The organism is Paenibacillus sp. ACRRY, assembly GCF_022346995.1.
In the GTDB taxonomy this organism is placed as follows: Bacteria; Bacillota; Bacilli; order Paenibacillales; family Paenibacillaceae; genus Paenibacillus.
Genome location: NZ_JAKRNM010000008.1, coordinates 135,000 through 152,065, shown reverse-complemented (window position 1 = coordinate 152,065; position 17,066 = coordinate 135,000). Strand labels below are relative to the sequence as shown.

The 17,066-nt window shown below is 45.6% G+C and carries 11 protein-coding genes; 1 reads left to right on the top strand and 10 read right to left on the bottom strand.

Annotated elements, in window-relative coordinates; genetic code table 11:
- Positions 1-21: 21 nt before the first annotated feature.
- The 9 genes from MH144_RS23360 to MH144_RS23320 form a co-directional block, all read right to left on the bottom strand.
- On the bottom strand, positions 22-318 hold the full coding sequence (locus tag MH144_RS23360; protein ID WP_239304613.1) for a hypothetical protein: 297 nt from the start codon (positions 316-318) through the stop codon (positions 22-24).
- 234 nt (positions 319-552) lie between these two features.
- Positions 553-1,314 carry a hypothetical protein gene (locus tag MH144_RS23355; protein ID WP_239304611.1) on the bottom strand — a complete coding sequence of 254 codons (762 nt, stop codon included), beginning with the start codon at positions 1,312-1,314 and terminating at the stop codon, positions 553-555.
- A 112-nt stretch (positions 1,315-1,426) separates the two neighbouring features.
- On the bottom strand, positions 1,427-1,828 hold the full coding sequence (locus tag MH144_RS23350; RefSeq protein WP_239304609.1) for a DUF4279 domain-containing protein: 402 nt from the start codon (positions 1,826-1,828) through the stop codon (positions 1,427-1,429).
- A 1,407-nt stretch (positions 1,829-3,235) separates the two neighbouring features.
- Entirely contained in the window at positions 3,236-5,047 is a 1,812-nt protein-coding gene (locus tag MH144_RS23345; RefSeq protein WP_239304607.1) for a serine hydrolase domain-containing protein, read from the bottom strand.
- Between the two features lie 502 nt (positions 5,048-5,549).
- The gene (locus tag MH144_RS23340) at positions 5,550-9,158 is read right to left on the bottom strand and encodes an S-layer homology domain-containing protein (RefSeq protein ID WP_239304605.1); all 3,609 of its coding nucleotides are present in this window, start codon (positions 9,156-9,158) and stop codon (positions 5,550-5,552) included.
- 620 nt (positions 9,159-9,778) lie between these two features.
- Complete coding sequence (locus tag MH144_RS23335; protein ID WP_239304603.1) at positions 9,779-10,966, bottom strand: glycoside hydrolase family 88 protein; 1,188 nt, start codon at positions 10,964-10,966, stop codon at positions 9,779-9,781.
- A gap of 67 nt (positions 10,967-11,033) precedes the next feature.
- Entirely contained in the window at positions 11,034-11,834 is an 801-nt protein-coding gene (locus MH144_RS23330) for a polysaccharide deacetylase family protein (protein WP_239304601.1), read from the bottom strand.
- Positions 11,835-11,845: 11 nt separating this feature from the next.
- Positions 11,846-12,988, bottom strand: coding sequence for a serine hydrolase domain-containing protein (locus MH144_RS23325; protein WP_239304599.1), 1,143 nt, complete (start codon positions 12,986-12,988; stop codon positions 11,846-11,848).
- 26 nt (positions 12,989-13,014) lie between these two features.
- Entirely contained in the window at positions 13,015-14,988 is a 1,974-nt protein-coding gene (locus MH144_RS23320) for an alpha-amylase family protein (protein ID WP_239304597.1), read from the bottom strand.
- A gap of 158 nt (positions 14,989-15,146) precedes the next feature.
- Here MH144_RS23320 and MH144_RS23315 point away from each other — a divergent pair, with 158 nt between their 5' ends.
- The gene (locus tag MH144_RS23315; protein ID WP_239304595.1) at positions 15,147-16,016 is read left to right on the top strand and encodes a helix-turn-helix transcriptional regulator; all 870 of its coding nucleotides are present in this window, start codon (positions 15,147-15,149) and stop codon (positions 16,014-16,016) included.
- Positions 16,017-16,149: 133 nt separating this feature from the next.
- On the opposite strand, the gene MH144_RS23310 is transcribed toward MH144_RS23315, so the two are convergent.
- Positions 16,150-17,010 (bottom strand): AraC family transcriptional regulator, encoded by an 861-nt coding sequence (locus MH144_RS23310; protein ID WP_239304593.1) that lies wholly within the window; start codon positions 17,008-17,010, stop codon positions 16,150-16,152.
- Positions 17,011-17,066 lie beyond the last annotated feature (56 nt).

Below are 17,066 nucleotides of genomic sequence, written 5' to 3'. Positions count from 1 at the left end.
CACCAAAGCATACACTACTGATCAATCATGGATACAGTAGACGATTGAACCAGCTGGTACTTCTTCTGGGAATATTTCTTTCCCCAAACATATACCAATATTCTTTTTGCCGGCTATAGAATGATTAATTTGAATAGAAACGACTCCATACACTTGCTCTTCCCCGTCCATTTTTTTTATGATAATCTGGTCACCGATCATCTCTTTGATTGTTGACGGAAGTTGTTTATCCAACCCTTCATTGGCCCCCATAACGATGGTTCCGAATTCCGGTGTATCGATGACTAACCCCACGCCAAACAACATTTTAGCTTCCATTCTTTGACCACCTTATCTCTGATCTATGAATAGCTTGCCTTTGACATCTCGCACCCTGAGATCAGCATAACAAAGTCTAACCTTGCCTCAGACTGAATAGGCTTCCTTACTTCTAAAATGTCTCACCGAATCCCTTCTAACCTTCTACTTGGACTGAGTGTAGGGAGAAAGGACTTTTACTTAGAGATAGATTATAAAGACTTGTAACTTCATGAACAGTTATTAACTTCAATTTCAAAATTCATTGATATGTACATTCGTAAAAAGTTCTTCATATAGATGATCTTTTGAGATATTCTCAAATTTATCACTGTTATTTTCAGTGGCTGTATACATTTTTTCATTGTCCTGATAAGTATATGAAAATTCCAATTTATAAACCGGATAAGTTGATAGAAAATTCACACCAACTTCAGAGCACTTTCCAGCAAAATCTTCCTGTGATAATTTACTTTCACCTGACCAACTTATATGAACAACCAGTACTTGATCTCCGATACTATTGTGAACATATTGAATATTTTCTTTGCCAAACTCTTGATAATACGCATCTTCGTCAATTGATTGATGAAGAACATCGGCTTTAGCCGTAGGGATACTTTCTTGAACTTTAGCATTGAACTGATCTTCAGCATCAGCTAGTAATGCCCAAAACAAAAAGTCATCATCCCTTACACCAATAAACATATTTAGATCAACATTGAACTTAATTTTTTGTTGTTTATTTTGAGTATATACCGGAACTGTATACCATCCATCAAAGATATTATTAAAAATACTCTGGCTCGGCCAACCAATTTTCATATCCTTTTCATAATATTTGTTTTCGAGATAACCTATTGCTTGTTGTCTGGCTACTCCATAAAAGACAAGGTGAATAACCATTATTAGTGTAATAATTAAACCTATTAGACCAAATATCTTTTTTATTTTAACCACTACTTCCGCCAGTTTATATAAGGTTCTGTATTCATGAACTACTATTTTTGTTTTCATGGACCAACTTCTCTAAGGTGTCCGGCTAATGCCGGACCCAGGACGAATGTCCGCAGCGCAAATATTATGTTAGGTGATGTCTACTACTCTTTGAGTCTACTATCGTCGGTTCTTAGCTATAAATGTATAAGTCAAAATCAATTTCTGCCCCTAAATCATATATGAACTTTATAGTTTCTTTATTAAGATACATGGCTGGCTTTACATTATTCTCAATATTAACTACCACTTCAAACTTACATTCAAGATTGTTCTCTCTTATTAATCTTATCACTTTGTCTTTTTTATCCTGAATCAAATTTTTAACCTTATTAATCTGATCATTGATATTCAAAGATTCTTCATACTCTGTCTCTAGCTCCCAACACGTTTCTTTACGAACTAAATCTCTTCGTATAGGATCGCCTTTGAGCCAGATTCTTGTAGGAGTAATTAACAATGTATTTGTAATTATATTGGGGTCAAATTGATCTCCAAATATACTAAATTCGACTTTTACATTTGTTCTATCCATCTTGAAATTCTCCTCAATTTATGTCCCACGGGATTTCACCTAAACAGTACTTCGTGAATTACCACTCATCCTATCATTATCCGAACTATGTATATAATAACCCAAAATATTACATATGCGAAGAAAAATCCGTTGAAAAAGGGGAAGTTAGCATAATACTCAATCTCCCATGTCCTTTGATCAGGCTTTAATTACGCAGAATAATTTTCGTACTAACATGCGTATATCACTGCGTTGTTCGTACTCGTATGACCAAGTAGCTGATGAATGTATCCTAGATCTATTTCGTTTTCCAGAATACGAGTGGCGAAGGGCATGCATGGCTCACCTATTTCACAATTCCTGCACGTGTCTTTCTTCTTCAAAAACCTTGTGCATGCTCCGCTCGGTAAGATGATGAAAAATTTGCCCCGGAAACAGCCAACGATTAGGCCTATATTCTGCTATGTATTTCTGCACGATAACCCAGGCAGGATTTGAAGGAAACGTCTTCCGATCCTTCTGCCCCTTCCCCTCAATATCCAGATCACTGCAACGCAGACGTACAACTTCACCTACACGAAGCCCGGAAGAATAGGCTGATCTTTGTAACTTTAAGTGCCTTTTGCAAAGGTTCTTTGATTTTCATTGGTTGTTTATCTTGTTAGCATTTTATTCGAAATGAAACAATCCACTTACAGATATCGGAAAATTTTGCTAGAATGAAACGGATAATGAAGTGATTTTATGTTAAACGCTAAATAAAATGACCTTTGTGGTCCTACAATTTTAATAATGAAATATTAGATGAATAACAACAGTATTTTTATTAATACAAATATAAGGATGGTGTTTATTTGATTAACAAGAGCCTAATAATTAGCGTCATCACACTCTGTATTCTTATCGTATTGGGTTTTCTCAGGTGGGAGAGTCTTGAATCCAGCGCAGACTCTCGTTATAAGTATGATCGATGGACAGGTCAAAAATGGGTAGAGTTCTACCCACCGCTAGCCTTTTCTCTCAACAGCATGGAGTTTCCACTTATACATATGGATGAAATAAATCAAAATGATATAAACAAATATATAGAAAAACAAGCTCTCTCGGGAGAGTTAGTGAATAAGTGGATTGAAAGAACAAAGTTAACGGATGGATATATAGGTCTATTATTATTGAATATTCTAGTGGTAATTTACAGTTTCATTAAAACATTTATTTTGAGACATAAAAAAATAATATGATCTTGCCTCCCCTTTCAATATTCCGAGACACTAGCTGCCAACTGTCTTACTAATACAAAGACAGCAGTCCCAGATAAGGAGCTGCTGTCTTTGCATCTTTATAATTAGTCCACTTATTATATCACTTAAGCATAGAAGGCATCCTCTAGCCTTTGAAATACTTGAAATACCATCGGTTACCGTTCTAAACATACAAATTCCATCCCACAACAAAAGCAGCCAAGATGAAAGCCGAGATGCCAGACATGATATACATCACCTTTTGCTTTTTGGCGTAACTGCTCTTCCGCAATTTGTAAATGAGCAAACCAAGATACGACACTGCCAAAACTACATATAGCAGGTTAAACCCTAAATTAATGCGTATTGAAGAATAAGCAGGATAACTTGGAAGTCTGGTAAGGATGATAAAAAGATTAAGAAGGAGCAACCCACCTGCGAAATTAATGGCTAGATAATATTTATCAAGATGGGTTGGAGAATCTCCTCGTTTTTTAAGTTTGTAAAGAAGCATCCGGATTATGTAACCGATCAAAGCAACTAAGCTGTAAATGATGGCTAGCGCAACGGGAATAAGAGATATTGCAATCAAGTTCACCTTTAGATTCGATACAGGTAAGTAATCCATGTAAGGAGTGTAGGAAATTTTCTCAACAACGCCATGATGCTCGACCACATTATAAAGACTACTTAACTCCGCTTTTGAAAATTTGGTTATATCCAGCAGGCTAAATAAATCGGTAAATCTAGAGGCGGGCCGCCTTGCGGATTGAAAATATCCTCCCCCCTCAGAAGCAACCGAATTAACGTATGTGCTGTTACCGAAAATCTTGCTAATAAGTCCATAATAATAGACTTCCTCAAACGCAATGTTTGTCATGACCACCATTCCAAATTTGGATTCTGGATCAAAGACAACTTTGCTTGAAAAACCTTTTAAATTCCCCTCATGAAGCAGTGTAGGTACCCAATATTCCATCTCAGCAAACCCATGCGCAAATCGTGGAATCGAAGTCCCGTCATAATATAGACTGGTTGACAACATTTCGTCTAACTTATCTCTCTTGGCAAATAATACACTGTTATCATCAACAGGCATCAGGGCTGCAAGGAATTTCCCTAAATCTTCGGCTGTCCCCATGGCTGCCCCTGTAGGATAGAACGTTACGTATACTCTGTTCTCAGGGATCCGCTTCAAATCTTTCGTATACCCTTCAATCTCATTCCTTCTTTGCACAAGGTCTGGACGATCTTGCCCCGTTGGATGAACCGTAGTGTCGTTCATATCCAGTGGTTTAAATATATGTTGATTAACATATTCATAATAAGGTTGGCCACTTACCAATTCCACGATGTAACCACCTAGACCAACGCCATAGTTGGAATAACCGACGACGCTATTCGGTTTGTATATCTGTTTCGGCTCATTTTTACGCAGCGTTTCTCCTAAATCATATTCTTTATTCTCGTCGTAATAATACACTTCGGTCGCTGTTTGATCTTCCCAACCCGCATTGTGATGCATCAGGTTCAATAGGGTAATCGGTTCATCGTATTTGAGCTTTTTGAAAAATCCTTCTGGCAGATATTCTCTAATATCCGTTTCCAGATCAAGCTTCCCTTGTTCGACAAGCTGCATAAGACTCGTATAGACCAACAGTTTAGAGATAGAAGCCCATTCAAATACAGTGGAGGTATCTGCCTTTCGCTGATTCTCAATATCCGCAAAGCCATATGTTTTATTTACTATGAATTCGCCATCTTTGATCGCCACAACCGAAACGGCAGCGGTATACTTCTCATACGACTCAACATAAGAATCAATGGTTTTCTCTAACTCTGTTAAAGGAATCCTGGATGGTGTTGTCTGAATCAGTTCTTCTTCCGCGTTGACAGGTACCGCACATGCGATAATGACGAGCACGAGTGTCAAAACACAAGCGATTACTTTGTTTACCGTGTGAAAACCACGATCTTTTGGGCGATTTTTCTGCATCAGCAACTCTCCTAATATATAAATGTATGTCACATACTCTATTTTTTACGTATGCGTTTTCAAATGAGTTCCCACTAATTTAAGTTATTCTCAAATGCAATTAAACTCCATTCAGGAGAGAGCGCAAAGAATTTAACCTTTTAGGTAAACCTAGATCATGGTACAACACAGCACCTGTACGATGAGCAGCAGAGTGCACGCGCACGCGAGAATCTTATTAGACGGATCAGGGCCACAACTTTGCCTGCCAGTATCGAAGCCAGTTCTTCGGACAGCAAGCCGTTCGTCGGTGATAATTCGTAATAGTCTGCTTAGCCTCGGTCAGTTCACCGAAAAGGCTCAGGATGGTCTATTTCATTAAAATCACAACTCATATTGTATAACTGTACACATAAAAATGCCCCCTCACTGTAGCAGGTTTAGCTATACACCTGTTAACAATGAGAGGGACAAATCTTAGTCTTACATCTGCTCAGTTTAGAAGCTATGAGCTATTTTGTGGTTAACCCAGCAATTTATCTATCGTTGGATTCTCCCTCAGCATGCGCATGATCACCGTTAAGGCTTCCGCCCTCGTGAGATTGGCGTCCGGTTCAAACCGGTTCTGGCTCTTGCCCTCGAGCAGCCCCGTCTTTGCAGCCGCTTCAATGATCTCCTTCGCCCAATGCTTGGGTGCTACATCAACGAATGTGGCAGCCTCACCAGACAGACTATTCTGAAAAATCAGGATTTTCGAGATCATAGCAGCCATCTCGGCTCGTGTAATCCTGTAATCAGCGTGGAAGGTTCCATCAGAGTACCCGTTGATAACTCCATTGGAAGCAAGAATTTCTATAGAGTCTCGCGCCCAGGAGTTCTGAATATCCCGTAACTCAAACGTTCCGCTTCCTGAACGCAGGGCAAATGCTTTAACAAGAAGTGTGCTGAACTCTGCTCTTGTAATAGAAGCATCCGGTTTAAATCTGCCATCTGGGTAGCCCTTAATTATGCCTATCTTGGCAGCGGTTAAAATATCTTTGGAAGCCCAATGAGACGCCGCGTCCTGGAACGTCACAGCGTTACCGGCCAATGCTTCTTGTATAAAAGCTACGAGCCGATCAGTTTCAACAAGAGCGTGAAAATACTTGGTCTCCTGAACTGGGGGCGTTGAAGAGTCTGTTTCAGCCGGAGTGCTCGTATCGATTGAAGTGCTTGTATTGGTTGGACTGCTCGGAGAGGATCCTGACCCCGAAACTGGCGTACCGGTTACTGTTACGTTTATATCTACCGATTGGGTTCCATACACAGCACTGACGACAGTACTGCCCGCTGTCTTACCTGTAACCCTGCCGCTGGTAACATTAGCAATTGACGGATTGCGAACAGTCCAGGTTACCAATGAGGTCACATCTCTTTGCGACTGATCTGAAAAAACAGCTGTAATCGCCACGGATGCAGTCTGCCCGCTCAGTACGTTTAACGTATTCGGAGCAGCCCTTAAACTGCTTAATGCCTGCAAGGTAATGCTCTTTGTTGCGATACTGCTCATTTTGTCACCATCGCTTACGGTGAAGCTGATCGTGCGCGTCGTCATATTCGTAGAAACTTGTGTGTTTTTGTAAGTAACTGCTCGCAATGCGTTCTGCCACTCCGCCAACGTTGCGGTTCCACCAGCGGACGTCAGCGTCAGGACGCCATTAAGTGCATCATAATTCGCCGCAATATTACCCATGCTCGCTCCATCATTCATGAAAGCAAGCACATCTTTTTCCGCGTCGAAATGACTCGTAATGCTAACCGTTGCGCTAGCTAAGGTTGTATTATCCAGGTCGGCTACCGTTACACCGCTGTCAATAGCTGTCGGAGTCGAAGCTCCAGAGATGTAATTAGTCGAACCACCACTTGTCGTCACAATTGGTGTCTGATTGGTAGCTGTGACCATTACAGCTCGTGTCGCTGTATTGCTTGAATTGACACCGTTCGTCAACGTGAAGCTAACCATACGTGTCACCGTATTTGGCGTGATCGCCATATCTGTATAAGTAATTGATCTCAAGGCCGCTTGCCACTGCGCCGACGTTGCAGTTCCGCCCGCTGATGTCAGCGTCAACACACCCGTAACTGCATTATAACTGGCCGTAATGTTACCCATAGTTTGCCTGTCATTGGTGAATCCCAGCACATCTTCTCCAACATGAAGATTACCTGTAATGGCCACTGTTGCGCTTGCAAGAGTAGTACTGCTATCTGCTGTTACCGTTATGCCAGAGTCGATAACGACCGGAGTTGAGGGCGCATTATCCCCAGCCACGAATGAAGCCGAACCACTACTTGTGGTCAGACTCGGAGGCGTCATCACAGCTACTTGTACTATATGTGTAACAGCAGCGCTGGTCTTCGTTCCGTCGTTTACAGTGTAGTTAATGTTGCGTTGCCCTGGCGTGGCGCTCGTACTCGAGAACGTAATTCCTCGCAACGCACTCTGCCACTGTGCCAGCGTTGCGGTTGCGCCTGATGATGTCAGCGTCATCACGCCAGTGAAAGCATCATAACTCGCTGTAATATTTCCCATCGTCGCCCCATCATTGGTGTAAGCCAGTACATCTTTTCCCGCGTCGAAATGGCTCGTAATGCTAACCGTTGCGCTGCTCAATGTCGTATTGTCCAGGTCTGCTATCGTCAAACCGTTGTCCATAGTCACCGGAGTCGAAACTCCAGAAATGTAATTAGTCGAACCACCACTCGTGTTCACGATTGGTGTCTGGTCGGTTTCCGTCACCGTTACAGTTCTTGTCGCCGTACTACTTTTATTGACGCCGTCCGTCACCGTTATGCTAACCGTACGTGTCGCCGTATTTGGCGTGACCGCCGTATCTGTATAAGTAATTGATCTCAAAGCAGCTTGCCACTCCGCCAACGTTGTAATGGCGCCCGCTGATGTCAGCGTTAGCACACCAGTAGATGCATTATAACTAGCTGTTATATTCCCCATGGTCAGCCCGTCATTGATGAAATTCAGTACATCCTCTCCAGCATGAAAATTGCCTGTGATCGCCACTGTTGCGCTTGGAAGCGTAATACCGCTATCTCCGGTTAACATTATGCCGGAGTCGATAACGACCGGAGTTGAGGGCGCATTATCCCCAGCCACGAATGAAGCCGAACCGCTGCTTGTAGTCAGACTGAGAGGCACGATCACTGTTACATCCATAGTATGTGTAGCAGTAGCGCTGGTCTTCGTTCCGTCGCTTACAGCGTAGCTGATGTTGCGTTGCCCTGGCGTGGCACTCGTGCTTGAAAACGTAATTCCTCGCAACGCACTCTGCCACTGTGCCAACGATGCGGTTGCGCCTGATGATATCAGCGTCATCACGCCAGTAGATGCATTATAAGTCGCCGTAATGTTTCCCATGGTCACCCCATCATTAATGTAAGCCAGTACATCTTTTCCCGCGTCGAAGTGGCTCGTGATGCTAACCGTTGCGCTACTCAAGGTTGCATTGTCCAGGTCTGATACCGTCAGACCGCCGTCAATAGCAACCGAAGTCGAAGTTCCAGAGATGTAATGGGTCGAACCTCCACTCGTGGTCACCATTGGTGTCTGGTCGGTATCCGTCACCGTCACCGTTCGCGTAGCCGCACTGCTTGTATTAACGCCGTCCGTCACCGTTATGCTAACCGTACGTGTCGCCGTAATTGGCGTGACCGCCGTATTTGTATAAGTAATTGACCTCAAAGCGGCTTGCCACTGCTCCAATGCTGCGGTTCCGCCCGCGGATGTCAACGTCAGCACGCCAGTGGATACATTATAACTAGCTGTAATATTCCCCATGGTCCGCCCGTCATTAATGAAAATCAGCACATCTTCTCCAACATGAAGATTGCCTGTAATCGCCACTGTTGCGCTTTCAAGGGTAGTGCTGCTATCCGCGGTTACCGTTATGCCAGAGTCGATAGCAACCGGAGTTGAGGACGAATTATCTCCAGCCACGAATGAAGCCGAACCTCCAGATACAGACAACACAGGACCCGTGGCTGCAAAAGTGGTCGGTGTAATATAATTACCGAGTCCCGTCTGGAAGGTTAATGCAATGGTAAGCAGGACCATCAATTTACGTATTACGTTCTTCATTGACTATTTCCCCCGTCATTTAGATTTAATCCTGAATGTGTAACCATTGCTGTAAGGTAAGCATCAGACTATATCTAGACAATGTGTTCTCATATTCGATGGATACTATAGCTCCTTTTCTACTTAGATAAAACCCATTTTGCGACATTCTCGAAGAGAATTCCTGTGCTTTATGAACTATTTTTAGGACTTTAAGCATATTTTTTCGATTTTTCTTTAGTGTAATATTGATCTAGCATTCGCTAAAAACTAAAAAACAGGCCACTTTTCCCCCTCCTGAGACAAAAGATGACCTGTCTATGGGTGCCACAGGATTTACCCTCAGCCCCACCAACCATTCCCAAGACCCGTTGCTCTGTGGTCAATATCCCATCGTGCATAAGCTTAGTACTCAGCAAGAAGTAATGACTCGCTTGAGCCGATAATCTCTCAACCGAGATATGATAGGTATATAGGCATTATGATCTCTATAAAAAAGTATGGGACAATGCCCTCTCCCACGGCCCTATCAAAGAACCAAGTTTGAAAGAGGATCATCATCCCAATGTGTCAGTACGTTGTTTTTCCAAGTCTCTTATATCCATGTTCCAATGACTTATCTCATTTTCGTTATTCTCCTGTTATTTCCCGCTACGCTCATACCAATAACCAGGAATACCATGCGCAAGACGCATTAACGCTTCCAGGTAAAAGTAGTCGCCCCAGATCATATAATCATCAGGGGATAAGCCGCCATGAATATGATAAGACCCATGTTTAAGAAAGCCCTCTGCTTCATCGTCACCGATCGTGGCATAGTTATTGATCAGCGATTCCATGCTTGTTGCCAGCATCTTCTCGAAATACGGACGATCTGGATCAGCCACAGGCAAATGGGAGATGAGCTCCGCCAGTCCGGCAGCGACGATCGCTGAGGCTGAACTGTCCCGGTAAGTATCCTCAGCTACAGGAGCGTTGAAGTCCCAATAAGCAACACTGTCCTCGGGTAAATGCTCAAGGAAGTAGCGGGCCATACGCTTGGAAGTCTCCAGTAACGCCCTATCTCCAGTATAACGATAAGATAGCGCAAACCCATATACTCCCCAAGCTTGACCCCGCGTCCACGTCGAACCGTTGCTGTAGCCTTGATGTGTGGCGCCGCCGATGGGAACACCCGACTTCGCATCGAAGAAAAACGTATGATACGAACTATCATCCCCTCTAACGATATAACGCCGTGTTTTCTCTGCTTGGATCTGTGCTATTTGAGCGTACGTTGAATCACCCGTCTGTTCACTTGCCCAGTACAATAACGGCAGATTAAGCAGGCAATCAATAATAATCCTACCCGCTTCTCCCTCATTATCTGGGGCCCCCCAAGCTTGAATATAACCGCTGCCGTCACTCGTAGTCCGCCAACGTTTCACTAATACATCAGCTGCAGCAAGAGCCAGCTCCCGAGCGCCTTCATCGCCAGTGATGATCCACTGGGCTTTGGCCGATAAGCTGTACAGAAATCCGATATCATGGTGATCCAGGGAGACATGCTGCTCAAGCCGCTGACGTAAACTTACTACAGCCCCTTCTGCTGCCTTTCGATAGCGTTCATCGTGTGAATATTCATAGCACAACCACAAGATCCCCGGCCAGAAGCCATCTGTCCAGTCATCGTTATCATTCAGTATATAGGCTCCATTCAGACTCACATGGGGAAACCGGGTCCCGAACTTATCCATATTATTTAGCGTTTTCGATAGAATGTCCTCGATGGCTTGTATATAACGTTGTTTTCCTTGTAATTCCGTTGTTTGCATTCCCTCGGTAGACATCGCACTTCAATCCTCTCTTCATCTATTAGGAGAAATTGACCAGAGAATGACAGCAAAAAAGGGATCATCAACCGAGCTCGGTCAATTGGCCTGCCGCAAGCTCTACGACGTCCATTTCCACGCTTACCCATACACTTTGTGCAGATGGATTATGGACGATCCGGTAATCTGCCGAGAATCGGAGCTGCCGCAATGCATGCATATACGAAACAATTTCAGTATTCGTAGCAAACCAGATGTTTTCGTTTCCGGCAACGAGTTCTCCAAACCGATCGATCAGCTCCCAGTTGTTGTCGTTCTCAAATTCATAGCTGTGCCCCCACACATACAGCAAAGCCATCTTGGTATGCCTCTGTTTTAGAGCGAGTAACTGCTGCGCGTACTCTACCATTTGCCGATAATGGCAGGTCGGATGCCATCTCAGGAAGTCTGAAGGCATATTCAACCCGAACTCGTTTGCTGCTGTCCGGGCATACTCTATTCCCAGGGAAGGCAGCAGCGAGACCAGTTGGTCGTTATATGTACCAAAAGGATAGCTCATCCCACGCACAGGATAACCAACCAGAGCCTCCAATCCCTTTCGATCCTCTGTGATTTCCTGAACCATTTGTTCGACCGGCGACTGTTCGAGAAAAGGATGGCTGACGGTATGTGCAGATACTTCATGACCCGTGAACAGGGGCCGTATCTCTTCCCTTGTAAGAAACCCTTCTTTTCCGAGCGTACCGCTGTTTAGGTGAAACGTGCCTTTGAGACCATATTCATTAAACTTCCCGACCAGTCTCCTGTCATGAATCTGCCCATCATCAAAACTCATGGTGATGGCCTTATGCACGCCACCCGGAAAGCGATCATAGCGAATTCTCATACCAGTTCCTCCTAACGATGGTTCAAGCAAGCGTATACGAGATTTCTCAAGCGTGGATGCACATAGGGCTCTTGATTGTTCAACATATGCTGCGCATACATGACGGTCAGCTGAGAAGACGGGTCCATGATCGCCAGAGCACCAGCTGCGCCGCTCCAGCCAAATTCACCAAGTGGACTGAGCGACCCGCTGGTCTGCTTGGAACAATGGGTGCGAACACCAAGCCCGTAACCATACCCCGCAAGCTGTGACCACGAGAAATGACTGCGAGTGGCCTCGGTCAGATGATCTGTTCTCATGAGATTCACCGTGTCGGCTGCGAGGATTCGAATGCCTTCGGGGCTTGTTCCTTGTTGGGTTAGTGCATTCAGAAAGACGGCGTAATCATTCACCGTGGAGAATAACCCGGCACCGCCGCTCTCATATTCCGAACCGATCCGGTAATCGTTCCCCTCCTTGGGAATAGGTTTCCCTAAGAACTCGCTATATTCATACTGTGGAGCCAAACGGCTCCGTTTCTCTTCCGATACATCGAAGCCGGTATCACGCATCCCGAGCGGGCCGGTAATTTCATCCCGAACATAGGCGCCGAACCGTCTTCCATCGACAACTTCGACCAAGGCGGCAAGAACGTCATGGCTTAAACTGTAGCTCCACCTTGCCCCCGGTTCGAACAACAGCGGTTCCTCGGCAATGGCCGCAGCAACTTCGCGGGTTGGCGATCTTCCGCTTGTGCGTCTTACGACTTCCCGGATCGAAGGGGAACGGATATCATAAGAGAGCCCGGCCGACATGGTAAAGAGATTCCGTACCCGGATCGCTCTCTGGGCTTTCTCCAATACCGTTTCACCGCTCGGCAAGGTCACCTTCACGGCCATCTCGCCATATTCCGGAAGATAGTCCGACAAAGGATCATTTAACAGGAGTGCTCCCTTTTCTACCAGCTGAAGGGCTGCCGTGCAGGTCAGAATTTTGGTCAGTGAATACAGCCGAATGATGTGCCTGTCGTGGATGGGAATACGTTGTTCCAAGTCAGCATAACCACTGCGGTAGCGGAAGACCTCTTGATTACGGTGCAGAACCAAAACCTCTGCCCATGGAATACGCCAATCCGTTAAGCGGTCGATAAATATGGATAGCGGTTTGAAGTCCATCGCTTTGCTTCCTTCCTGTCTCAATATCACTCGTAATCGATAACTACCATCTGATGGCATTCAAGCTTCGGAACGGTGTAGCTAACCGAACCCTCCTCCGATTTAAAGGGAATGGACTGTACTTGCGGTGCCAAATACACATTCTTCACTTGATGGGGAGTCCGGATGGACACCTCAACATCATATAGGGGGATGATATCCTCAATTACTTCGATCTGTTTGCCACGGCGGACCGGTGACGCATACAGCAGATGATGGACCAGCCTTTTCTCTTGCTTTTGCTCCTGCAGGGTGGTTAAGCCCTGGGCAGGCAGATCGGTGTTCAGCGTTTTATTAGGCAGCAGGCGGTTCAGCGCATACAGGATCGTCTCCTTCAGGATCAGACTTCCTTGATTCGCATAATCCTCGAACACGTTCCAGGCCAGATAGATGCCGCTGGCGCTCTCTACCATGCCCGGTCCTCCATAAACATCGCTGCTTGGCGTGTGCTGGTGCGAACAGAAGGTAAAGACATCGCGGTTAAAGTACGGATCTTTCCTGCTTCCAAGCTCCGTTCCGCCGGCAAGTTCAAGCTTCTGGCCTTCCGTATACATGACAAAGGAAGCTTCCCCCAGGCTCGCAGGCTTGAACAACGGATGAAAAAAGTCCGGACGGTATGGATTCACTCCCACATATCTCACTCCGAAATCAATGGCGAAGGACGTGCCGTCCTGATCCAGACCCGACCAGCCTGTGGCGAGGACCTTACCTCCCTGCTGCAAAAACAAATCCAGCTTACCCTTCAGCTCGTCATTCACCGCCACATAATCCGGTAAAATCAGCACCTGATAATTCGTAAAATCATGCTCCGTATCAATCACATCAAATAGGATATTGCCCTCCAACAGCATGCGTACAGCCCCTGCATCCGAATCGTTCCGACTTGTGTCTTCTTGGGCTTTAGGGTGCACGCCCGTTGCTTCCAAGGACAACAACGCTACATCCGCAATGTTCGCAGCATTCACGCACCATGCTTCCTTACTTTCGACTTCACGGTAAGCCGTACCGATCAATTCATAGGTTGCAGGATCCATGCGGCCATCAGGCTGAAGCTGATCCCCAATCGAACACTTTGCACCATTTGCAAGACTGAGAGCGGTTTCATAGCGAAGTGCGTTTGGATGTTTATATCCGCCGAATTCTCCCCACGCCGTATGAAATTTCCCGGTCATGCCAAGAAATTCGAATCCGAGCGTTTGTACGTACCTCGCAGATAGAGGAAAATGGTCATACCCCCATCCGCCGGTAGGCAGCGACTCCAATTCCAAATGGGTATTCATTGCTGCCAGGTCGCGACGACCGCGCTTGATATGTCCGCCGTTATGGAAGATGGGCAGACCTGGTTTTATCGATTCCACCGTTTCCTTCACCCTGGCTGTGTAATTGGCATATGTGCTCTCCCATAGGTTCTTCATCGCTTCCTCGTTGCGGGGATCATCCCCCTTACGCCGTATGGTGTCCACACAGTTATGACAATAACATTTGCGTACACCCACAATATCGAAAAACAATCCGTCTACATCATATCGGAGCATAACCTCCCGAATCTGTTCTATCAGGATATCGAGATAAGGAGAGTTCATGCAAAACTGATGGTAACCTGGCTGCATGAAGCCTTCAGCCCAATTCGTTCGATCATTCATGTCACGGATCAGCCACTCGGGGTGACGGCGTGCTAGCTTTTCATCCAAACCGGCCGAAAGGTACACTGGTGTTTTTACGTTGATTTCATGAGCTGCCTCAATCTGCGCCGCAAGCAAATCGAAGCTTAAACCCGGATGAATCTCATTGGCCTCCGAAGGATGATACGCCCAGCCATGATGGCACTTGGAGAACACCGTAATTGAGTCGACATGCCCCAGCTTCAACATGTCTTGAAACTGCCTTTTGTCAAAACGGTCCCCAATGGGGACAATGGCTTCCGAGGTGTGAAAATCCAGATGGACTTGACGGAATCGCATGATTTCGCTTCCTTTCTCGTTCATATACCCCTAATATAGGCCTTCCAGCATTGAACGAATAGGTGTAAAGACGACTTTTTATAGCACAATTCCGACCATTCGCAATTCAGTGCATGATACAATAGGTGCACCAAGAAGTAATGGAAAGGGCTGGCTTTATGAATTGTCTTGAGCTAACCATCCCCCCACTTCCGCAGTTAGTGACGATCGGTCACTCCATCTGGGATCCGGGGCAGCAGCACCTGAGCCGTTCGTTTAACTTGTATGACATGCTCATTGTAATGAAGGGTACCTTGTACATGACGGAAGATGATGTGCCATTCGAAATCACAGCAGGCTCCTTGCTTGTGCTTGAGCCGAACCGTCTGCATGTCGGGCATCGCCCTTGCGAGGAAGAAACGGAAATATACTGGCTCCACTTGGCCCACCCTGAGCCTGTCCGAACGATGGATAGCGGACAAATTCCATGGTCGACTCCCTTCACGAAAGGCTCCAACCTGGATGTCACTCCTCACCGGCAGGTCATGTATATTCCCAAGTTCACAAGCCTGCACACCCCAAGCATTCTTCCCTTCCTGCAGCGAATGATGGAGCTTCACCTAAGCTTGTCTCCCGCAACGTCCTTGCCGCTGCAGGGTCAGCTCGCTGGCTTGTTGACCGAATTGCAGTCGGCTATGCGCCTGCAATATACTCCCCGCTCGAGAATACTGTGCGATCAAACGATAACCTATCTCGAGGAGCATATCACCCGTCCCTTCGATGCGAAGCATATGGAAGAAACGCTCCATTTCCATGTGGACTATCTCTCCCGCTGCCTGAAGAAATACACGGGGCTGAGTCCACTTCAATACCTGCACGAGCTGCAGATGAATAAAGCGAAATCTCTTTTGGAAAATACGAGCCTTCCCGTATCCGAGATCGGTGTGCTGATCGGGATTGAGAACGCCAATTATTTTATTCGCTTATTCCGAAAAAAGCTGGGAATGACACCGGGTCAATATCGAAGCACCCGATTGGGCCGCACATGACAAAAACAGCAGGAACGTAATCGTTCCTGCTGTTTTCTTATGAATTCCTAATCTTATGTTATCAGTTTCTGTTGTTTTGTTATGGTTTCCTATTGTTTTCCTATAAGTTCCTGTTGTCTTCTTATCAAAACGTTTAGTTATATTTGTCCCGGTATTCCGTAGGCGTACACAGGTAAATCTTCCTGAACTGGCGGGCGTAATAATTCTGGTCCCGGAAGCCGCTCTCTTGAGCCACTTGCAGAATGGACAGGTTGGGATTACGCAGCAGCATACAGGAATAATCCAGCCTCCGCCGGATCACATAGTCCATGGGCGTCGTTTGGAAGTTCCTTGCGAACTCGCGTAGAAACTGCCTTTTGGACAAATACGCCCTTTCCGCTAGCATATCCAGATTGAGCGGCTCCTGAAAGTGTTCCTCCAGATACGTAATGGACTCGGCGATTCGCAGCGCTTTATTCTGAGGCCACCCGTTGTTCGCCACATAATAGCGGGAGAGCACACCCATGAGTGCCGTAAAGTAGGAGCGGATCAGCATTCGGTAACCTTCTGGCCGCTGATCATGCTCATCCAGAATGACATCCAGCAGACCGGTGACCTGCTGCAACTGTTCATCATTCAGGGTAAGCATTCCTTTGAAGTTCATTTCCTTCCGGTAAAACGGCTCGAAATAAAATAATGCCTGGAAGCCGGCCATCAGCTTCAGTTCCTGCAGCTGAGTCATCTGGTCAGGATGAAACATGACATTGACGTACTCGATATGATCCACGTCTTTATAGCCGTGAGACACATTGCCATGGATGAAGAACACCTGCCCGGCAGAGATCGGATACTCCCTTCCTTCGATAATGTGCGTTGCGGTTCCTCCAAGAATAACAACGAGCTCGGAATAGTCATGCTGGTGGACATCAAAGTCATGAGTTAGAGGGCATTTCTCGATGCGAAAAATAAAATCCTGTTCAAGCCCCAAATCCAGATAATGGCTTTTTCTATTCATGTCGCTATTATGCTAAAGAAGGTCACTATCGTCAAGGAATCCTGAAGCAAATTACA

Bases quoted from the DNA above. Each gene is read 5' to 3' on its own strand.
- MH144_RS23360 (WP_239304613.1), bottom strand. From the start codon at position 318: ATGGAAGCTAAAATGTTGTTTGGCGTGGGGTTAGTCATCGATACACCG.
- MH144_RS23355 (WP_239304611.1), bottom strand. From the start codon at position 1,314: ATGAAAACAAAAATAGTAGTTCATGAATACAGAACCTTATATAAACTG.
- MH144_RS23350 (WP_239304609.1), bottom strand. From the start codon at position 1,828: ATGGATAGAACAAATGTAAAAGTCGAATTTAGTATATTTGGAGATCAA.
- MH144_RS23345 (WP_239304607.1), bottom strand. From the start codon at position 5,047: ATGCAGAAAAATCGCCCAAAAGATCGTGGTTTTCACACGGTAAACAAA.
- MH144_RS23340 (WP_239304605.1), bottom strand. From the start codon at position 9,158: ATGAAGAACGTAATACGTAAATTGATGGTCCTGCTTACCATTGCATTA.
- MH144_RS23335 (WP_239304603.1), bottom strand. From the start codon at position 10,966: ATGTCTACCGAGGGAATGCAAACAACGGAATTACAAGGAAAACAACGT.
- MH144_RS23330 (WP_239304601.1), bottom strand. From the start codon at position 11,834: ATGAGAATTCGCTATGATCGCTTTCCGGGTGGCGTGCATAAGGCCATC.
- MH144_RS23325 (WP_239304599.1), bottom strand. From the start codon at position 12,988: ATGGACTTCAAACCGCTATCCATATTTATCGACCGCTTAACGGATTGG.
- MH144_RS23320 (WP_239304597.1), bottom strand. From the start codon at position 14,988: ATGCGATTCCGTCAAGTCCATCTGGATTTTCACACCTCGGAAGCCATT.
- MH144_RS23315 (WP_239304595.1), top strand. From the start codon at position 15,147: ATGAATTGTCTTGAGCTAACCATCCCCCCACTTCCGCAGTTAGTGACG.
- MH144_RS23310 (WP_239304593.1), bottom strand. From the start codon at position 17,010: ATGAATAGAAAAAGCCATTATCTGGATTTGGGGCTTGAACAGGATTTT.